Raw genomic sequence first — 19,405 nt, forward strand, 5'->3', positions numbered from 1 at the left:
GACGCTCACGCGCTGGCGGGATTTTTATTGGACGGACGGCTTACGCTGCGGCGCGATGCGAGTCGCCGTCGCGGAACTGCGTGAGCAGCTTCGTCCACTTGATGCGCGTGGCCGCAAGGTTCTGCTCCTTCACGTGCCCGTAACCGCGAATCTCCTGCGGCAGTTCGGCCAGCTGCACGGCCAGCGGCAGGTTCTGCTCGTTCAGACGCGACACCAGTTCGTTGACCAGCGCTTCATACTCGCCGATCAATGCGCGTTCGGTACGACGCTCCTCGGTGCGACCGAAGATGTCGAACGCGCCGCCGCGCAGGCCCTTGAACTTCGCGAGCACACCGAACGCCTTCATCATCCAGGCACCGTAGGTCTGCTTGATGAGATGGCCCTTGTCGTCGTGCTTCGCGAGCGAAGGCGGCGCGAGGTGGAAGCGCAGCGTGAAGTCGCCTTCGAACTGCTCGTTGATCTTCTTCATGAACGCCGGGTCGGTGTACAGGCGCGCGACCTCGTACTCGTCCTTGTACGCCATGAGCTTGTAGAGCGCACGGGCGACGGCTTCGGTCAGCGGCATCTGGGTGCCTTCCGGGGTGAGCGGCGTCTCGGCGGCGCGCACGCGCTCCACCGTCTGCTTGAATCGCTCGGCATAGGCGCGATCCTGATACGCCACGAGCTGGTCGTAACGGCGCTGGATCAGCATGTCGAGCGCACGCGGCGTGTGCAGCGTAATCAACTTGCCACCGGCGGCCGACGATTCCGGCGTCTCGTTTTGCTGCGCAAGCTTGCGCACCGTTGCGAGATCGTGCGCGGCACGGCGGCCCCATTCGAAGGCCTGCTTGTTCTTCTCGATGGCCACGCCGTTGAGTTCGATGGCGCGCGTGAGGGCGGCATATGACAGCGGTACCCATCCCTTCTGCCAGGCATAACCCAGCACGAACGGGTTCGTGTAGATGGTGTCGCCCAGCAGTCGCAGCGAGAGATGGTTCGCATCGACGAAGTCGACGCCTTCACCGGCCGCCGCGCGGATATCGTTCTCCGTGCTCGAGCCCGGGAAGCGCCAGTTCGGGTTGCGGATGAACTCGGCGGTCGGTGTGTGAGCGCTGTTCACGACGATGTTCGTCACACCGTGCTGCACGCGGGAGAGCGTGTCGTCGCTGGCGGTGGTGATGGCGTCGCAACCGATCACCACACGCGCGTCGCCCATGGCGATACGCGTGGCGTGAATGTCCTCGGGTTGCAGGGCGATCTGCACGTGGCTCGTCACCGCGCCGCCTTTCTGCGCAAGACCGGTCACGTCGAGCGTTGTCACCCCCTTGTTTTCCAGATGCGCAGCCATGCCGAGCAGGCCGCCGATCGTGACCACGCCGGTGCCGCCCACGCCGGTCACGAGAATGCCGTAAGGGCGCGTGATTGCCGGTAGCGCCGGCTCGGGCAGCGGCGGCAGACCGCTGCTGTCGACCTGTGCCGTCTTGGGCTTGCGCAACTGGCCGCCTTCCACCGTCACGAAGCTCGGGCAGAAGCCGTTCAGGCACGAGTAATCCTTGTTGCACGTCGACTGATTGATCTGGCGCTTGGTGCCGAATTCCGTTTCCAGCGGTTCGACCGACAGGCAGTTCGACTTCACCGAGCAGTCGCCGCAACCTTCGCAGACCGCCTCATTGATGACCACGCGCTTCGCCGGATCGGGGTACGCGCCGCGTTTGCGGCGGCGGCGCTTCTCGGTGGCGCACGTCTGGTCGTAGATCAGGATCGAGGTGCCCTTGACCAGGCGCAACTCGCGCTGCACGCGGTCGAGTTCGCTGCGGTGGTAGATGGGCACGTCGCCCACGAGCTTCACGCCTTCGTACTTCTCGGGCTCGTCCGTCACGATGACGATCTTCGCGGCGCCTTCGGCATCGACCTGCGCCACGATCTGCGGCACGGAGAGGGTGCCGTCGACCGGCTGGCCGCCGGTCATGGCGACGGCGTCGTTGTACAGGATCTTGTAGGTGATGTTGACCTTCGAGGAGATCGCCGCGCGAATCGCCAGCAGGCCGGAGTGGAAGTAGGTGCCGTCGCCGAGGTTCGCGAAGATGTGTTCGTCGCACGAGAACGGCGCCTGACCGATCCAGGGCACACCTTCTCCGCCCATCTGCGAGAAGGTGTCGGTCTTGCGATCCATCCACACGGTCATGTAGTGGCAGCCGATCCCCGCGATGGCGCGCGAGCCTTCGGGCACGTTGGTCGACGTGTTGTGCGGGCAACCCGAGCAGAACCACGGCTTGCGCTCGGCCGCGACGCGCGGCTTGGCAAGCGCCTGTTCCTTCGCTTCGATCACGCGCAGGCGTGTGGCGATACGATCGCGCACATCGCTCGGCAGCTCGAACTTCTCCAGGCGCGTGGCAATGGCCTTCGCAATCAGCGCGGGCGAGAGTTCGTAGTGGGCGGGCAGCAGCCAGTTGGCCATCGGCACCGACCATTCGCCGCCGGCGCCGTCCTTCTCGTCGAACTTGCCGTAGACGCGCGGACGCACGTCGTCGCGCCAGTTATAGAGTTCTTCCTTGATCTGATACTCAAGGATCTGACGCTTTTCCTCGACCACCAGAATTTCCTGCAGACCCTGTGCGAACGCGCGCGCACCCTGCGCTTCGAGCGGCCACACACAGCCCACCTTGTACAGACGAATGCCGATGCGCTGGCACGTGGCGTCGTCGAGACCGAGGTCGGCGAGTGCCTGGCAGACATCGAGATAGGCCTTGCCGCCGGTCATGATGCCGAAGCGCGCGTTCGGCGAATCGACCATCACGCGGTCGAGCTTGTTGGCGCGCACATAGGCCAGACCCGCGTACCACTTGTAGTCGATCATGCGCGCTTCCTGCACGAGCGGCGGATCGGGCCAGCGGATGTTCAGGCCGTCGGGCGGCATGATGAAGTCGTTCGGCAACTGAATGTCGACGTTGTGCGGATCGATCATCACCGAGGCCGACGATTCGACCACGTCCGTCACACACTTCATGGCGACCCACAGGCCGGAGTAACGGCTCATCGCCCAGCCATGCAGGCCGTAGTCGAGGTACTCCTGCACGTTCGACGGATACAGCACCGGAATACCGGCCGCCTTGAAGACGTGTTCGGACTGGTGGGCGAGCGTGGAGGATTTGGCGGCGTGGTCGTCGCCGGCGAGCACCAGCACGCCGCCGTGTTTCGATGAGCCGGCCGAGTTGCCGTGCTTGAAGACGTCCATCGAGCGGTCGACGCCCGGGCCCTTGCCGTACCACATGGAAAACACGCCATCGAACTTGGCGGGATACAGATTGACCTGTTGGGAGCCCCACACCGAGGTGGCGGCGAGGTCTTCGTTCAGCCCGGGCTGAAAGACGATGTTATGGCCGGCGAGGTGTTGCTTCGCTTTCCATAGTGAGAGATCCAGACCACCGAGCGGCGAGCCGCGATAGCCTGAAATGAAACCGGCGGTGTTCAGCCCGGCGACGGCGTCGCGCGCCTGCTGCAACATCGGCAGGCGCACCAGCGCCTGAATGCCGCTCATGTAAGCGCGTCCGCGCTCGAGCGTGTACTTGTCGTCGAGCGTGACCGATTCCAGTGCGGCCAGCAAGCTCGGATTGACGGGGGCGTTCATGGGGTGTGCTCCTCACTCTCACTGATTTTGGGATCGCCAAAACTTCTTGCCCCCCCGCTCTCGTGAAGCAGGACGGCCGTGGTGAATGCCGGCCTTGATAAGTTGCTCTCTCCCGAGTGTTCACCTGCGTGGTGTCACCCGGTGGGCGGGGCCTTTTTTCGTGATGCTGATGCCAGTCGGACTCATGTTAGCACCGGCGTCATGGCATTGCCTGACGGTGAAGGTGACGTTGCATAAGTTGCCGCTCGGGGCAGTACCACGCGCATTATGACGTTTACGTAAACGTAAAACGGCTGGCGTAAACCCTCGGCCCTGCTCGGCAGTTAGTCAGCCGATGCATTGTCCGGCGAATGTCTGGGGGGATCCCTCACAGATTCGGGAGGTGCGGCACCCGGACGCGCTCCGATTTCCGGAATTTCCATCAAAATGGCGCCTTTGTGTCGGGATTGTGTCGCGAACCGTGCGTTTTGTCGGCGTCTTCCGACATGCGGGTAACAACGTGTAACGGTTCGGGGCGAGTGGGAACAGAGCAGGCAGAATGCCCACTAATGCCTTACCCGAGACGTTGGGTACGTTCTTCGCGCACCGCAAGTGCGCATGCAATAAAGCAATACGTAAGAAGGAGTCACTGTGAATCAACGAAACATCGCCAAATTCCTGCTGGTTTCCGCTTCGTTCCTGACCCTGGAAGTGAGCGTCGCCCGTGCCGATGAACTGGCACGCGACAAGACGGCCGAACCGACCCCGGTTGTGGCCCGTGTTACGCCGCAGCCGCGCGCCACGCAACAGCCGCAGCGTTACGAAGGCCCGCTCGACCAGCGCACGATCGATCCGCGTGAATTCCAGCGCCGCTGATGCGGCCTGAACATCTCTGAACGTGTCGTCGCCATACCGGCGACATGTTCCAGCCCACCAGGGCGCCGCGACATAAGGCCGGCGCCCTTTTTCTTTCTCCGCGCCAACTTGCTGTAATCTGTCGTAACGTGACGCCTAGGGCGAGGACTTCTCGAAATATGACAAAATGCGCAATAATGTTGCGCATAAATACCAATAATAGGGAGAAGTGTGTCAAAACTCGAACTGGACAAGATCGATCGCCGGATCCTCGCCTTGCTCCAACAAAACGGCCGGCTGTCCAATCTCGAAATCGCCGAACAGGTGCGGCTTTCGCCGAGCCCATGCCTGCGGCGCATCCGCCGTCTCGAGGAAGCGGGCGTCATTCGCGGCTACGTCGCGCTACTCGAACCGACGCGGCTCGGACTGGGGTTGCTCGCCTACGTCAATGTGCGCCTCGACAAGCGGCATCCGGGCGACGGGCAGGGCGGGTCGGTGATCGAACACTTCCGCAGCGTGGTCGACACGTGGACCGAAGTCGTCGGTTGTTACGCCATGGCCGGTGACATGGACTATCTGTTGCGTGTCCACGTGCGGGACATGGCGCACTTCTCGCGTTTCATGCAAACCCACCTGCTCGTGCATCCGAGTGTGGTCGACGTGAAGACGAGCTTCGTCCTCGATCAACTCAAGGAGACAACAGCGCTGCCGCTGCCGTAGTCCGATAGCGATCGTCGCGCACCGTCATTCTGACGAAAACAAAAAACCCGGCCAATCGGCCGGGTTTCTTTTTCTGCGATTCGCAAACGCGCGGTATCAGGCGGCGCGTTGGTTCGGCAGCAGGGCACCGAAGAGACGGCGTGCGTTACGGAGCTGGCGCTTGACCGCGTAGTCGAAGGCGGCGACCTGTTCCTGCATCATTTCCGAGAGCATCGACTGGGTGTCGGCCGGGGGCAGGCTGAGGTAACCGTCGGCTTCGCCATAAGCGAAGTTGATCTCCATGCCGGCCTTCTTCGCAATGCGCATCATGCGAGCGTTGCGCGACAGGCAATGCATGTAAAGCGTATCGACGCGTTTGTTGCGGCAGTGGATGGCGGCGCGCTCGAACAGGCGCGAGCCGATGCCACGGCCGCGGGCCGATTCGAGCACCGAGACACCGAACTCCGCGACGCGGCCGTTCTTGCCTTCCGGCAGTTGGGCCACGTGCGCGACGGCGACGAGTGCGAGGTTGTCGTCGTAGACGCCGAACACGCTGTCACGCGAGAAGTCGATGCTGGCGACGTAACGGGTAATCACGTCGTCGGTGACGGCCTGGCCGAAACGCAGCAGGCGGTCTTCTTCGCCGAGCGCCAGGAAGTGGCGCTGGAGACGATGGATGTCGCCGGACGTCAGCTCACGAATCAGCACGCTCGACCGCTCGTTGGCGGCAACCGTCGCGCGTGCGACGTCGGGCGTTTGATTCGGGGCAGTCATGGCGTAATCCTTAGCTATTCTTCTCGTCGTCACGGAATTGTGCGACGCAAAAGAATTATACCTGAGTGGCTAGGTAAAAACCCTAGGAATCACGCGAGCGCATTGGAGGGAATTGTCTAAGTGGCTGAAGAATGGCGTCTTTTCTGGGTTTCGCGCACCATGGGAATGATTGGATGGTTGCTGCGAGGCAACAAAAAAGGGCGATGGCTCGCCCTTTCGTTGTGAGTGAATGCTTACTTGTTCAGCCTCGTGGCGGCAACACCGCAGCGGGAATCGCGGCTTCGATGCCATCGGGCAGCGGCGCGGCGAGTCCGTGTTCGAGCACGGCGATGACTTCGTTGGCGAAATCGCGGTAACGCATGCGGCCACCCGGCTTGAGCCAGGTGAATGTCCAGTTGATCATGCCGAACAGCATCATCGTGAGCGCCGTCTGATTGTGCTTGACGACCCGGTCGGGGAACGCCCGCGTGAGCTGGCGCGCGAAAGCGGCCACCACGTCGCGCTGCCGATTGAGCACGATCTCGCGTTGCTCGTCGTTCAGGAATTTCACGTCGTTGAGCAGGGCGATGTGGCGCGTCTGCGACGTCTCGTACTCATCGAGAAACGCGCGAATCAGTTCATGGAACGTATCGCGCTCCGACAGTCCACGGCGTTGCCCCAGCGCCTCGACCTCGGTGACGATCAGCATCAGCCGCTTCGTATAGCGCTCCAGCAGATCGAACAGGATCGCGTCCTTGCTCGCGTAATAGTGATACAGCCGGGCCTTCGACGTGCCGCACGCGGCGGCCAGCTCGGACATCGAAGTGCTCGGATAGCTCGCGCGGGCGAAGGCTTCGGCCGCGACATCGAGAATCTGTTCGCGCTGCGATTCGTGATCGGGCGCTTTGGTACGTGCCATAAACGGGGGTTACTCCAGTCGTAGATCGCACGCGGCGGCGGATGTCGTGTCGCCGCGCAAGGCTAGCCGGCCTGCCGCACCGAGTTCGCGGCAGCGCCATAGTAAAAAGCTGTCGGTGGCAAAGAAGCCTTCGATACGCGGCATGGTGTCGCCCAGAAAGGCGGCCATCGGCGTCCAGGCCACGGGCGCCAGTCCGAGTATCTGATCGTCGATCTCGCCGAACGTCGCGCCTTCGAACGTGTTGTGTACCCACCGGCGCACTTGCGTATTCACTTGCTTGAGCGCACGCCATTCCAGCGACAGACGTCCGATGCGCAGCAGCGAGATCGGCGCGATACGCGCGAGCCGCTCGGCGAGCACTTCGGGGGCATACATGCCGACGCTGGTACGTCGCTCGATGCCCTGCGGTGTGCCGGGACCCGTCAGGTCGCTACTGCGCAATACAATTTCGTTGAGCCGCGCGGGCGTGTTGCGCAACGTAAAGGCCACGCGTCGCAACGTGAGTTGATCCGTCGCGCTGTCGCCGTGCCAGCACACCACGGCGGCGGCCGTCGGACCACCTTCGGCCAGGCGTCGCAGCGACGCCAGTTCTTCGCGGATTTCGTTCGCGTAGTCGCGACCGGCGGAAGGCATCACCCGTTGCCAGAATGCGGCGCGCTGCCGTTCGTTCTCGTCGATCTCGCGCAACGGGCCGATGGCCAGATCGTCACGCAGGACAAGGACGGGGTCGGCGCGGCGCGCTTGCGCCATTGCCGCGCGCAACTGCTGCGCGGCGATATCGCCACAGACGACATGGATGGTATTCATGCCCGGTAGTTTACGGTATTCCCGCTACCTCGGGTTGACGCTCCCGAAATGCCCGAAATAATCGACGCATTGGCCGGACTTCGCGCCTGTTACCGCAGTGTTGCCGCTACGTTCGCACCGTGTGGCAAACGCCTGTTTGACGCTCGGGCCGGTCCGGAGCGCCGCAGGCGATGTACCGAAACAGCCCGTATCGACGACGAGACGGCCGGCCGAAGCCGGCCGAAACCGGCGGCGATCAACGCTCGTCGTAGCTCACGACAACGCGCTCGGTGAGCGGACGCGCCTGGCACGTCAGCACGAAGCCCTGTTCGACTTCGTAATCCTCGAGCGTGTAGTTCTTGTCCATTGCCACTTCGCCTTCGAGCACTTTCGCGCGGCACGTGCAGCACACGCCGCCCTTGCACGCGTACGGCAGCGACAACCCGGCGGCCAGACCCGTATCGAGAATGCTCTGACCTTCGTACGGCTGACGCAGGCGACGCTCCTTGCCGTCCATCACGACAACCAGTTCGGCCATCGGCGTGTCGTCGGTGATCACGACGACGGGCTTCGCGCCGGCCTGCGGCGAGGGCACGCCGAAACGCTCGACGTGAATCTTTTCCTTGGCGACACCGGCGGCGGCCAGCGCGGCTTCGGCGGCGTCCATCATCGGGCCCGGGCCGCAGATGAAGGCTTCGTCGATGCTCGATGGCGGAATCAGCGCATCGAGGAACGCCGTGCACTTGTTCTGATCGAGCAGACCGTTGAACAGCTCGACTTCCTGCGCTTCGTCCGAGAGCACGTGGTACAGGCGCAGACGGCCGAGGTACGTGTTCTTCAGGTCTTCGAGCGCCTCGGCAAACATGATCGCGGGCACCGACCGGTTGCCGTAGACGAGCGTGAACTGGCTGTTCGGCTCGGCGGCGAGCGTCGTCTTGATGAGCGCGAGCATCGGCGTGATGCCCGAGCCGCCGGCAAAGCCGACATAGTGTTTGGCGTGCTCGGCCGACAGGCGCGTAAAGAAGCGGCCGTCCGGCGTCATCACGTCGATCTGTTGACCCGGCTTCAACTGGTCGTTCGCGAAATTCGAGAACTTGCCGCCCGGCACACGCTTGATACCGACGCGCAGCTCGCCGGAGGCTTCGTAATCCGGCACGCCAACGCAGATCGAGTAGGAGCGACGGGCTTCTTCACCGTCGATCTCGGTCTTGAGCGTGAGGAACTGGCCTTGCGTGAAACGGTAGGCGTCGCGCAGCGCGTCCGGCACCGTGAAGGCGATGGAGATGGCGTCGGCGGTCTCGGGACGGATTTCGCGAATGGTCAGCGAATGGAATTGCGGGGTCGTCATCGTGGGCTTCCTTACCGTCCGGGTGCGGGTGTCGACGAGGGGAGTGTCGGCATCGTTACGCGCGAAGCGGGATCAGTCGAAATCAATCAATAGGGCTTGAAGTAGTCGAACGGCTCGCGGCACGTACGGCAACGGTAATGCGCCTTGCAGGCGGTCGATCCGAAGGCCGATACGACCTCGGTGTCGTGCGATCCGCAGTGCGGGCAGGGCACGCCGTCTTTCGGGCGGCCGTAGAACGTGATCTTGCGTGGCGCGTCGGCGGCCACGGCATGCGCGCCCGTGGGCGGGGCGATGCCATAGCCGCGCAGCTTTTCGCGCGCCTCGGGGCTGATCCAGTCCGTCGTCCAGGCAGGCGCGAGAACGGTCTTGATGTGCCACGGGCCGAGGCCCGCGCGCGTCATGGCCGCATCGATGTCCTCGGCGATCTGTTGCATCGCCGGGCAGCCCGAGTACGTCGGCGTGATCACGATCTCGAACGCCACGTTGCCGCTGTCGTTCGTCACGACACGCACATCGCGCAAAATGCCGAGTTCACGAATCGACACCACCGGGATCTCCGGGTCCGGCACCGATTCGAGCGTCTGCCATGCGAGCGGCAGCGACGCCTCCGAGGCCGGCGTGAGCACGTCGGGCGCAACGGGGGGCGTGAGCGGCAGGGTCATGGTCGTATCCATCTGCATGATGTGCGTGTGCGGCTTACCAGCTCGCGCCGGGGTGCTGGCGTGCCAGCCCCTGCATCTCGCCGAGCAGATAGCTCATGTGCTCGGAGTGATGGCCGAACTTGCCCGTGCTCTCGAACGCACCGCCGACCGGCGCGGTGAGCGTGGCCTCGGTGAGTGCGTCGTTCACGGTGGCTTGCCAGGCGTCTTTCAGGTCGGCCATCGTCACGCCGGTGCCGGCGGCGACCACGGCGTCTTCGAGCGTGTCGCGCTTGAAGATCTCGTTCATGTACGGCACGAGATAGTCGAGGGCGTTCTGCGCGCGGCGGTGCGATTCCTCGGTGCCGTCGCCGAAGCGCACGAGCCAGTCGCGTGCGTGGTGCAGGTGGTAATGCGCTTCCTTGACCGACTTGGCGGCGATGGCGGCGAGTTCCGCATCGGCCGACTGCGCGAGCGCTTGCCACACTTCGACCATCAGGGCCGAGTAGAGGAAGTTGCGCACGATGGTCACGGCGTAATCGCGTTCGGCGGCGGTGGTGCCGGCCGTCGGGCCATAGTGGGGCAGCTCGACGAGCGTCCAGTTGCGGAAGGCGAATTCGTCGCGCCAGAAGGCGTAGTCGTCTTCCAGCTTGGTCACGCCGGTGAGGTCGGATTCGACCTTGGCGGCGTGCTGATACAGCATGCGTGCCTGGCCGATGAGATCGAGGCTCAGGTTGGTGAGCGCGATGTCTTCTTCCAGCACGGGGCCGTGACCACACCATTCCGCGTTGCGCTGACCGAGGATCAGCGCGTTGTCGGCGAGGCGCAGCAGATAGGACAGATGTTCCTGCGTCGGTTTCATGTTCTGGGGTCTCGCATGGGGCGCGCGTCTGGCGTGACGTCGAGTGTTGGTGGACGTCGGACCGGCGCGCCGCCGCTTACATGTGGTTCACTTCTTCCGGCAGCTGGTAGAAGGTCGGATGGCGGTAGATCTTGTCGGCGGCCGGATCGAACAGCTCGGCCTTGTCTTCCGGTGCCGACGCCGTGATGGCGGCCGACGGGACAACCCAGATGCTCACGCCTTCCTGGCGGCGCGTGTAGACGTCGCGCGCCATGCGCAGCGCCATGTCGGCGTCGGCGGCGTGCAGGCTGCCGCTGTGCTTGTGTTCGAGGCCCATCTTGCTGCGCACGAACACTTCCCAGAGGGGCCATTCCTTGTTGCTTGCTTGCGTCATGATCGTTCCTGATGTCTTGTGAGGGCGGTCTGGCGAATGTCGCTCAGGCGGCCTGCTTTTCGGCGCGCTGGCGCTGCTTGGCGGCGTGGGCCAGCGCAGCATCGCGCACCCAGGCGCCTTTCTCGTGGGCGGCCACACGCGTGCCGACACGTTCCTTGTTGCACGGGCCGTCGCCGCCGACCACGCGCCAGAATTCGGACCAGTCGATCTCGCCGTAGTCGTGCGCCTTGCGCGCTTCGTTCCACTTCAGATCCGGGTCGGGGAAGGTCACGCCGAGCACGCGGGCCTGTTCGACGGCGGCGTCGACGAACTTCTGACGCAGATCGTCGTTCGAGATGCGCTTGATGCCCCACTTCATGGTCTGGGTGCTGTGGATCGAGTCCTTGTCGCTCGGGCCGAACATCATCAGCACCGGCCACCACCAGCGGTTCACGGCTTCCTGCACCATGTCGCGTTGCGCTTGCGTGCCGCCCATCATCGAGAGCAGGGCGTCGAAGCCCTGGCGCTGGTGGAACGACTCTTCCTTGCACACGCGGATCATGGCGCGGGCGTACGGGCCGTACGAGCAGCGGCACAGCGGCACCTGGTTCATGATGGCGGCGCCATCGACGAGCCAGCCGATCACGCCGACATCGGCCCACGTGAGCGTCGGGTAATTGAAGATGCTGGAGTACTTGGCCTTGCCCGAATGCAGCGCGTCGATCATGTCGTCACGCGAGAAGCCGAGCGTCTCGGCGGCCGAATACAGATAGAGGCCGTGACCGGCTTCATCCTGCACCTTGGCCAGCAAAATGGCCTTGCGCTTGAGGCTGGGCGCACGCGAAATCCAGTTGCCTTCCGGCAGCATGCCGACGACTTCCGAGTGGGCGTGCTGCGAAATCTGGCGAACGAGCGTCTTGCGGTACTCGGCCGGCATGTAGTCCTGCGGCTCGATCTTCTGATCGGCGGCGATGCGCGCGTCGAAGCGGGCTTGTTGCTGCTGCTCCGCCTCGCTCAGGGCGCGCACGCCCTTGGGGCTGTTGCCGGCCAGATCGATGGCTTGCGTATACATAGAGGAAGGCCTCCGCGACATGTGGGGATATGAAACGCATTATAAACCGACCGGCCGGTCGGTCAATAAATGTTTTCCATGATATGCGGGGGAGCGATTGTTGCCGCTGGTCGGGAGGGAAGGCGGGTCGTTTCGGGGGGACGAAGCCCGCAAGTCCCGCCGTTTGGGCTATCCGCCGAGGAGACTCAGCCGGTCGTGGTCGAAGCGCCGGCATTCTTGCTGAATCCATTCGGAGAAGATGGCCGTGCGCCGGTCGAAGGGATCTCGCGAGAGCAGGACATATCGCGCGGGCGATTTCACCGGTTTGCCGGAAATCGGCACGAGACGGCCGCTCCGGATGTCGTCGTGTATCAGGGCGGTCCGTCCGATGGCGACGCCCTGATGGTTCAGCGCCGCGGCCAGCGCAAGACTCGACAGGTTGAACTGTGGGCCGTCGATGTCCTGCGTCGTGCCCGGATGGTTCGCGTCCATCCAGGTGCGCCATTCGACGAACTCCGTCGCACCGTCCCACGGCGAAGCGTCGTGCAGGAACACGACATCGCGAAACGACGCGTCATCCGCCAGCCCCGGATGCGCTGCGACATACGCCGGCGTGGCCACCGCCACCAGAAACTCGTCGAGGAGTACGTCGGCTTTGACTTCCGAGTATTGCGTCGGGTCATATCGCACGGCGACGTCGATGTCGTCGGCGCGCATCGACTGCCGGTCGATGCTCTGGAATTCCGCCTTCAGCCTGACCGAGACGCCAGGCTCCTGCCGGTGGAAGTCGGTCAGTCTCGGCATCAGCCATTGCAGCGCGAAGGAAGGCAGGCAACTGACCTGCAACGGCGCGTTCGAGATACCCAACCGCTGCAGCGTCGCCTGAATGTCTCCCAAGGCGCGCGCGGTGACCTCGAACAGCGCCTCGCCGTTCTCGGTGAGTTTGAGACTTCTGGCCTGCCGCACGAACAGTACATAGCCGAGCCGGTCCTCCAGATACCGGATTTTCTGACTGACGGCGCTCTGCGTCAGGTTCAGCGCCCGTGCCGCCTGGGTAAAACTCAACAGTCGCGCCGCCGTTTCGAAGCAGCGCAAGGCGCCCAGCATCGATGCGTCCAATTGCATATGCATTAGTCCAGCTAATGTGTTCATTAGAATCCAGCGCTATTTTTACGCAATCTCGGGCGCTAGCATTCCGTGAAGTATTGGAGAATCTCGGAAAATTGCCAACTATGCACGCTTCGGTCTTGCCCGCACTCGTATTAGCCCAACTTCAATCCCGAACCCCGACACTGTGGTTGAACGACCGGCTCGGCAATCCGCTTCGCACCGCCACGGGCTCGACTGCCGAGATCGTCGAGGCCGAGGCTCGCATGCGCCGCTGTGCACCGCTGCTGGCGGAGCTATTCCCGGAACTGACCGGGACGGGCGGGGAAATCGAGTCGGCGTTGATGTCGGCGGATGCGCTGAAGCCGGTCTGCGCGAGCGGCCCGGTGAACGACAACAGCGCGTGGTTTCTCAAGCGGGACGACGCATTGCCGGTCGCGGGGTCCATCAAGGCTCGGGGCGGCTTTCACGAAGTGCTGGCGGTTGCCGAGCGCATTGCGCTCGAACGCGGCGTGATTGCTGCAGATGACGACCGTCGAGCGCTGGCCTCGCCGGCAGCGCGTGACGTGTTCGCGCAGTACACCGTTGCGGTCGGCAGCACGGGCAATCTGGGGCTGAGCATTGGCGTGATGGCGGCGGCGCTGGGCTTCGATTCGGTCGTCCACATGTCCGCCGACGCGAAAGCGTGGAAGAAGGCGCGGCTGCGCAATCGCGGCGTTCGCGTCGTAGAGCATGAGGGCGACTACGCGCACGCCGTCGCGGGCGGCCGGGCGCAGGCCGAAGCGCTCGAGCACAGCCATTTCGTGGACGATGAACAATCGTCGCTCCTCTTCTACGGCTACGCCGCGAGCGCGCGACATCTCGCGTCGCAACTCGCCGCAGCGGGCAGGACCGTCGACGCGCAGCATCCGCTCTTCGTCTACCTCCCGTGCGGTGTCGGCGGCGCGCCCGGGGGCATCACCTTCGGGCTGAAAACGCTGTTCGGACCGCACGTGCATTGCTTCTTCGCGGAGCCGGTGGCTTCGCCCTGCATGCTGGTGCAACTGGCGTCCGGGCGCGAGACGCCCGTGTCCGTCTACGACATCGGGCTCGACAACCGGACCGACGCCGACGGGCTGGCGGTAGGCGAGGCGTCGCATCTTGTCGCTCCGCTCATGGTCTCGCAGCTTTCCGGCGTGTTCACGGTGGCCGACGACGAACTCTTCGTGAACCTGCACACCCTGAAGTCTTGCCTCGACGTGGAGGTCGAGCCCTCCGCCGCGGCAGGTCTGAGCGGCCCGGACTGGGTACTCAACTCGGCCGAGGGCCGGGCGTACCTTCGTGCGCACGACATCGCCACGGATCAGGCAACGCATGTGATCTGGTCCACGGGCGGCTCGCTGGTGCCGGCGGAAGAACGCGAGCGCTTCTACGAACGTGCCGAAGGGCTCGTGCGCGCTCGGACGATTGCCGCACAAGCCAACTGAAGTATCGACAACAACTATTCGCTGCAGGAGTCAGGCTCATGGAACAACAGGCAACGATGTCATCGCATGCAGGCGCGAGCGCTGCGCGTTCGGTCTTCGAGGACGCCACCTATCGCAAGGTCGCCTTGCGATTCATTCCGTTCCTCATGCTGTGCTACGTGGTGGCGTACCTCGATCGGGTCAACATCGGGATCGCGAAACTGAACATGCTCGCGGATCTTCAATTCAGCGAGGCGGCCTACGGTCTGGGCGCGGGATTGTTCTTCATCGGCTACATGCTGTTCGAGGTGCCGAGCAATCTGATCATGCATCGGGTAGGCGCGCGGCTCTGGATCGCGCGAATCATGATTTCGTGGGGGCTGCTCTCGGGGATCATGGCGTTCGTCACCGCGCCGTGGCAGTTTTATGTGGTGCGCTTCCTGCTCGGGGTCGCCGAAGCCGGCTTTTACCCGGGCGTGATCCTCTTCCTGACGTACTGGTTTCCCAACCATCGCCGGGCCAAGATGACGGCCATCTTCCAGGCCGGCATTCCGGTCGCCGGCCTGCTCGGCAGCCCGCTGTCGGGATGGATCCTCGACACGTTCCATGAGGTCGGCGGTCACGCCGGCTGGCAGTGGGTGTTCGTGCTCGAAGCGCTGCCGACGCTGCCGCTTGCGATCGGCGTGTTGCTGATCCTCACCGATCGGGTGAAAGACGCCCGCTGGCTGACGCAAGAGCAACGTGACCTGATCGCGAAGGACATTGCGCAAGACGAGAAGGGGCGTCCGCACATGCCGCTGTCGCACATCCTGCGCGACGCTCGCATCGGCAAGATCATTCTGATGACGTTCCCGGCGATGATGGCGCTCTACACGCTGGGCTTCTATCTGCCTACGCTCATCAAGGACGCCGGCGCCGTGGGCGGTCTGCAGGTCGGCCTGCTCAGCGCCATCCCCTACTGTGTCGCTGCGATTGCGATGATTCTGGTCGGCCGTAGCTCGGACCGTCGTCGCGAGCGCCGCTGGCACCTGGCCGGCATCATGCTGGTTGGCGCATTCGGTCTGGCTGCCAGCGTGTTTGCGGGGCAGAATCTGACGCTGGCCGTCATCTCGCTGTCGATCGCGGCGGCAGGCATCATCAGCTTCTCGCCGATCATGTGGACGCTGCCGACCGCGTTCCTTGGCGGCGCGACGGCAGCCGCATCCATCGGCGCGATCAACAGTCTGGCCAACCTCGGCGGGTTCGTGAGCCCGTACCTGATCGGCTGGATTCGGGACACGTATCACAGCACGGCCCCCGCCATTTTCGTCATCGCCGGGTCGTTGCTGATCAGTGCTGCCATCGCGCTGAGCTTCGATCCGAAGACGGTGAATCGTTGAGCATCGCCCGACTGACAGAGGAGAATTTCGACAATGACGCGCACATCCATGCGATTCGCGGTGGCCGGCATCATCCACGAAACCAACACCTACGCCACGGCGTTCTCGGGTCTGACACCGCTGCGCGCCTTCGAGCAGTACTGGGGTGAGAGCATCCCGGCCGTGTTCGACGGCGCCAACCATCAGGTGGGCGGGTTCATCGAAGGGGCGCGGCGTGTGGGTGCGACGCTCGAATACGCGTTCGTGGGGCAGGCCACGCCCTCCGGCACCATCGATGCGCGTGCGTATGCCGCGATGAAGCAGGAGATTCTCGACGGCATTCGCGCCCGGTTGCCGGTCGATGGGGTGCTGCTGGCGCTGCACGGCGCCGGTGTCGCCGATGGCACGGAAGACATCGAGGGAGATCTGGCCGCGGCCGTTCGGGAACTCGTGGGCGCCGACATTCCGATTGCGGCGGTGTACGACCTGCACGGCAATTTCACGGAGGCGATGCGCTTGTCATGCGACATCACGCTCCCCTGCAAGCTATACCCACACACGGACTTCCTCGATCGCGGCATCGAAGCGGTCGAATTGATGGTGCAGATGCTGGACGGACGACTCACGCCTGCGACCGCCGTGCGGTATCTGCCGATGTTGCCGTACATCGTCACCACGCAGGAGGGCTTCACGCCGGCGCTGGTGAACGATCTTTGCGCGAAGCTCGTGGCGCAGTACGAGGTCGTCGACTGTTCCTGGTTTCACGGGTTCCCGTATGCGGACATCGCGGCGCCGTGCCCCTCGGTGGTCTGCACGACCCACGGCGATCCCGCGCTGGCGCAAAAGCTCGTGGATGAAGTGGCCGACTGGATCTGGCGTCATCGCGAGGCGTTCCGTCCTTCGTTCCCTTCGCCGGAAGCCGGCGTGGCTGCCGCGCTCGCCGCAGCCGACGGGCCGGTCGTGGTGAACGAATACGCGGACAATCCGGGCGGCGGCACGCCGGGCGACGGGACGCATCTGCTGCGTGCGGTGCTGGACGCGCGGCCCGCACCGGGCACGGCTTGCTTTGCGTCGATCAACGACGCGCAGGTGGTCGCGCAAGCGCAGGCCGCCGGCGTTGGCGCGACGATCCGCGTGTCGCTGGGCGGCAAGCTCGGACGGTACCAAGGGCAACCGATCGAGGCGGATGCCTACGTCAAGTCGATCACCGACGGGAAATTCGTGAATCGTCCGGGGGCGATGTTCGCGGGCGTGAATTTCGATCTCGGTGCGATGTGCCGCCTCGTCATCGACGGCGTGGATGTGATCGTCGCCTCGCGCGCCGAACAGATCTACGACATCGAGCCGTTCGCGATGCATGGTCTCGACGTGAGCGCGCACAAGCTCATTGCCTTGAAGGGCGCGAATCACTTCCGCGCGTACTACCGTCACCTGGCGACACAGATCATCTCCGTCGACAGCGTGGGGTTGAGCACGGCGGACATTACGTCGTTCGACCGTGAGCGCCTGCAAGGGCAGTACTGGCCGCTGTCGGAGGCGGCGACTTTTCAGGTCGCACGATAAGGTCAGGCAAGGGCTACCGCGAGGGTTGTCCGAAATGCTCGCGGTACTGCTGCGGCGATACGCCAAAGCGGCGCTGGAACACCTTGCGCATGTTGTGCGGGTCGCCGAAGCCGCACTCCCACGCGATTGTCTTGAGTGGCGCGTTGCCGTTCTCCAGCATCACGCGGGCAGCATCGACCCGGGCGGCGCTCACGAAGTCCGCCGGGGTCACCCCCGCGTCGCGCGCGAACACCCGTGAGAAATTGCGCACGCTCATCTTTGCGACCGTCGCCAGATCGCCGACGGAAAGCGGGTCGGCCAGATGCGCAAGCACGTACTGCTGCACCTGTGCCACGGGGGAGTTCGGTTCGGCATACGGCGTGAGATACGGGCTGAATTGCGACTGCCCGCCCGCGCGCTGCGTGAAGACCACCAGCCGCTTCGCCACGTTGAGCGCCACCTCCTGTCCGTGATCCTGGGCGAGCAGATGCAGCGACAGATCGATCCCGGCTGTCACCCCCGCCGAGGTGAACAGATTGCCGTCCTGGACGAACAGCCGATCGGCTTCGATGTGCGCACCGGGTGCGCGCTGCGCCAATACGTCGACATCGTTCCAGTGAGTCGTCACGTGCTTGCCGTCGAGCAGGCCCGCGGCGGCCAGCACCAGCGCGCCGTTACAGATCGAACCGTAGCGGCGGGCGCGCGGCACCATGCCGTGCAGCCACCGGTAGACGTTCGGGCCGAGATCGTCGGTCAGCAGCGACGGACCGCCCGCCACCAGCAGCAGGTCGACATGACCGCCCACGTCCTGATAGTGGCGTCGCGGCAGCAGCGCCATGCCGTTCGAGCAGGCGATGGGGCCATGCTGGGTGCCCACGACCTCCGTCTGATAGTGGTCGTCAGGTAGCAAAAAGCGATTGGCTTCGGCGAAGACATCGAGCGGGCCGCTCACGTCGAGCGACTGCACACCGGGAAAGACCAGCAAGGCGACGTGACGAATCATGGACGGTTGACGAGGATGACGCCGCCCGGCGCGGATGACGTTGAGCGCGCTGGCAGCAATGCGACGCATTTTGGCAGAAAACGGCGCCCGAGACCGGGGCGGCCAACCCGATGGCGCGAAGGTGCCGCGAGTTGGCGCAATCGGGCCGATGGCCCGGGTCGCAGAAGGACGGGACGGCTTCGACAATGGGTGGCATCGGGGCGGCAAGGTTTGTCGTTGCCGTGCCCCGAGTTCAGTCCTGTCCCGATGCGAGGTTATCGATGTCCAAATCTGCCGCCGCCGTTGCCGTTGCGACTTCCGCCACTGCCACATCTTCCGCCGTCCCGCCCGTTCGATATCCGGACGCCGCCTCGCTGGCCGAGCGCGTCGGACCGGCCTTCTCCGTCGATGGCATGCTCATGGCGCGTCACAAGACCCGCGCGGCGATCCGCGACATTGCGGCGCAAGTGCGCCCGGGCATGGTGGAGGAAGACGCCGTCGCCATGGCCAAGGGCGTGCTGGTTGCCGCCGGGCTCGAATTGAGCTGGCACCCGACACGCGTGCGCTTCGGTCGCAACACCCTCAAGCCGATGCGGGTGGCCTCCGAGCCGGGCGTGGTGCTCGGCGAGAACGATCTGTTCTTCATCGACATCGCTCCGCGCTTCGACGCGTGGGAAGGCGACGGCGGCGCGAGCTTCGTCGTGGGCGAGCATGCGGACTACGCACGGTGTGCCCGCGATGCCGAAGCACTGTTCCACGATGTGCGGGGCAAGTGGCAGCGTGACGGTGCGTCCGGGGAGGCGCTCTACGCCTACGCCGACGATGTCGCGAAACGCATGGGCTGGACACTCAACTTCGAATTGCCCGGCCATCGCGTGTCCGACTTCCCGCATGCCGCGATCCATACCGGCTCGCTCGCAGCGTTCGAGAGCACGCCCGCCGCCATGCGCTGGATTCTGGAGATCCACCTGCGCGACCCGCACATGCGCTTCGGGGCGTTCTTCGAAGACATGCTGCTTGAAGACACCTATTACTGATCGACGATCGTTCACGTCCCAGTAGCGCGCCGTTTATTTTGACCCGCGCTGACGTTTAATTTGACCCAGCAATTTCGGCTGATAA

At 64.1% G+C, this 19,405-nt stretch carries 17 protein-coding genes; 6 read left to right on the forward strand and 11 right to left on the reverse strand.

Annotated elements, in window-relative coordinates; all coding sequences use genetic code 11:
- Nucleotides 1-40: 40 nt before the first annotated feature.
- On the reverse strand, nt 41-3,607 hold the full coding sequence (locus ABWO90_RS14530) for an indolepyruvate ferredoxin oxidoreductase family protein (RefSeq protein ID WP_353191935.1): 3,567 nt from the start codon (nt 3,605-3,607) through the stop codon (nt 41-43).
- Between the two features lie 630 nt (nt 3,608-4,237).
- On the opposite strand from ABWO90_RS14530, the gene ABWO90_RS14535 reads away from it, so the two are divergent.
- Complete coding sequence (locus tag ABWO90_RS14535; RefSeq protein ID WP_353191936.1) at nt 4,238-4,462, forward strand: hypothetical protein; 225 nt, start codon at nt 4,238-4,240, stop codon at nt 4,460-4,462.
- Nucleotides 4,463-4,672: 210 nt separating this feature from the next.
- A complete protein-coding gene (locus ABWO90_RS14540) occupies nt 4,673-5,161 on the forward strand; it encodes an Lrp/AsnC family transcriptional regulator (RefSeq protein ID WP_353191937.1) in 489 nt (162 codons plus the stop codon).
- Between the two features lie 96 nt (nt 5,162-5,257).
- Here ABWO90_RS14540 and ABWO90_RS14545 read toward each other — a convergent pair whose 3' ends face one another.
- The 9 genes from ABWO90_RS14545 to ABWO90_RS14585 all read right to left on the reverse strand — a co-directional run bounded on the left by ABWO90_RS14545 (nt 5,258) and on the right by ABWO90_RS14585 (nt 12,980).
- Nucleotides 5,258-5,914: a GNAT family N-acetyltransferase gene (locus ABWO90_RS14545; RefSeq protein ID WP_353191938.1), complete on the reverse strand. Its 657-nt coding sequence runs from the start codon at nt 5,912-5,914 to the stop codon at nt 5,258-5,260.
- Nucleotides 5,915-6,155: 241 nt separating this feature from the next.
- Nucleotides 6,156-6,812, reverse strand: coding sequence for a TetR/AcrR family transcriptional regulator (locus ABWO90_RS14550; protein WP_353191939.1), 657 nt, complete (start codon nt 6,810-6,812; stop codon nt 6,156-6,158).
- A 9-nt stretch (nt 6,813-6,821) separates the two neighbouring features.
- A complete protein-coding gene (locus ABWO90_RS14555) occupies nt 6,822-7,619 on the reverse strand; it encodes a DUF1835 domain-containing protein (protein WP_353191940.1) in 798 nt (265 codons plus the stop codon).
- A 235-nt stretch (nt 7,620-7,854) separates the two neighbouring features.
- The gene (paaE, locus tag ABWO90_RS14560) at nt 7,855-8,946 is read right to left on the reverse strand and encodes a 1,2-phenylacetyl-CoA epoxidase subunit PaaE (protein WP_353191941.1); all 1,092 of its coding nucleotides are present in this window, start codon (nt 8,944-8,946) and stop codon (nt 7,855-7,857) included.
- Nucleotides 8,947-9,032: 86 nt separating this feature from the next.
- Nucleotides 9,033-9,608, reverse strand: a complete 576-nt coding sequence (gene paaD, locus ABWO90_RS14565; RefSeq protein WP_353191942.1) for a 1,2-phenylacetyl-CoA epoxidase subunit PaaD — start codon at nt 9,606-9,608, stop codon at nt 9,033-9,035.
- 34 nt (nt 9,609-9,642) lie between these two features.
- Entirely contained in the window at nt 9,643-10,446 is an 804-nt protein-coding gene (gene paaC, locus ABWO90_RS14570) for a 1,2-phenylacetyl-CoA epoxidase subunit PaaC (RefSeq protein ID WP_353191943.1), read from the reverse strand.
- A gap of 76 nt (nt 10,447-10,522) precedes the next feature.
- A complete protein-coding gene (gene paaB / locus ABWO90_RS14575; RefSeq protein WP_353191944.1) occupies nt 10,523-10,819 on the reverse strand; it encodes a 1,2-phenylacetyl-CoA epoxidase subunit PaaB in 297 nt (98 codons plus the stop codon).
- A gap of 43 nt (nt 10,820-10,862) precedes the next feature.
- Nucleotides 10,863-11,870 (reverse strand): 1,2-phenylacetyl-CoA epoxidase subunit PaaA, encoded by a 1,008-nt coding sequence (gene paaA, locus ABWO90_RS14580; RefSeq protein WP_353191945.1) that lies wholly within the window; start codon nt 11,868-11,870, stop codon nt 10,863-10,865.
- Nucleotides 11,871-12,038: 168 nt separating this feature from the next.
- Entirely contained in the window at nt 12,039-12,980 is a 942-nt protein-coding gene (locus ABWO90_RS14585) for a LysR substrate-binding domain-containing protein (RefSeq protein ID WP_502922617.1), read from the reverse strand.
- Between the two features lie 101 nt (nt 12,981-13,081).
- On the opposite strand from ABWO90_RS14585, the gene dsdA reads away from it, so the two are divergent.
- Genes dsdA through ABWO90_RS14600 form a run of 3 tightly spaced genes read left to right on the forward strand, consistent with a single transcriptional unit; the run spans nt 13,082 to nt 17,322 of the window.
- Complete coding sequence (gene dsdA, locus ABWO90_RS14590; RefSeq protein WP_353191947.1) at nt 13,082-14,422, forward strand: D-serine ammonia-lyase; 1,341 nt, start codon at nt 13,082-13,084, stop codon at nt 14,420-14,422.
- 38 nt (nt 14,423-14,460) lie between these two features.
- Nucleotides 14,461-15,780: an MFS transporter gene (locus ABWO90_RS14595; RefSeq protein ID WP_353191948.1), complete on the forward strand. Its 1,320-nt coding sequence runs from the start codon at nt 14,461-14,463 to the stop codon at nt 15,778-15,780.
- Nucleotides 15,781-15,813: 33 nt separating this feature from the next.
- A complete protein-coding gene (locus ABWO90_RS14600) occupies nt 15,814-17,322 on the forward strand; it encodes a M81 family metallopeptidase (protein WP_353191949.1) in 1,509 nt (502 codons plus the stop codon).
- 13 nt (nt 17,323-17,335) lie between these two features.
- On the opposite strand, the gene ABWO90_RS14605 is transcribed toward ABWO90_RS14600, so the two are convergent.
- The gene (locus ABWO90_RS14605) at nt 17,336-18,301 is read right to left on the reverse strand and encodes a GlxA family transcriptional regulator (protein WP_353192005.1); all 966 of its coding nucleotides are present in this window, start codon (nt 18,299-18,301) and stop codon (nt 17,336-17,338) included.
- 395 nt (nt 18,302-18,696) lie between these two features.
- Here ABWO90_RS14605 and ABWO90_RS14610 point away from each other — a divergent pair, with 395 nt between their 5' ends.
- A complete protein-coding gene (locus ABWO90_RS14610) occupies nt 18,697-19,320 on the forward strand; it encodes a M24 family metallopeptidase (RefSeq protein WP_353192006.1) in 624 nt (207 codons plus the stop codon).
- Nucleotides 19,321-19,405 lie beyond the last annotated feature (85 nt).

Origin of the sequence: Pandoraea pnomenusa (assembly GCF_040391475.1) — a bacterium.
GTDB lineage: Bacteria > Pseudomonadota > Gammaproteobacteria > Burkholderiales > Burkholderiaceae > Pandoraea > Pandoraea pnomenusa_C.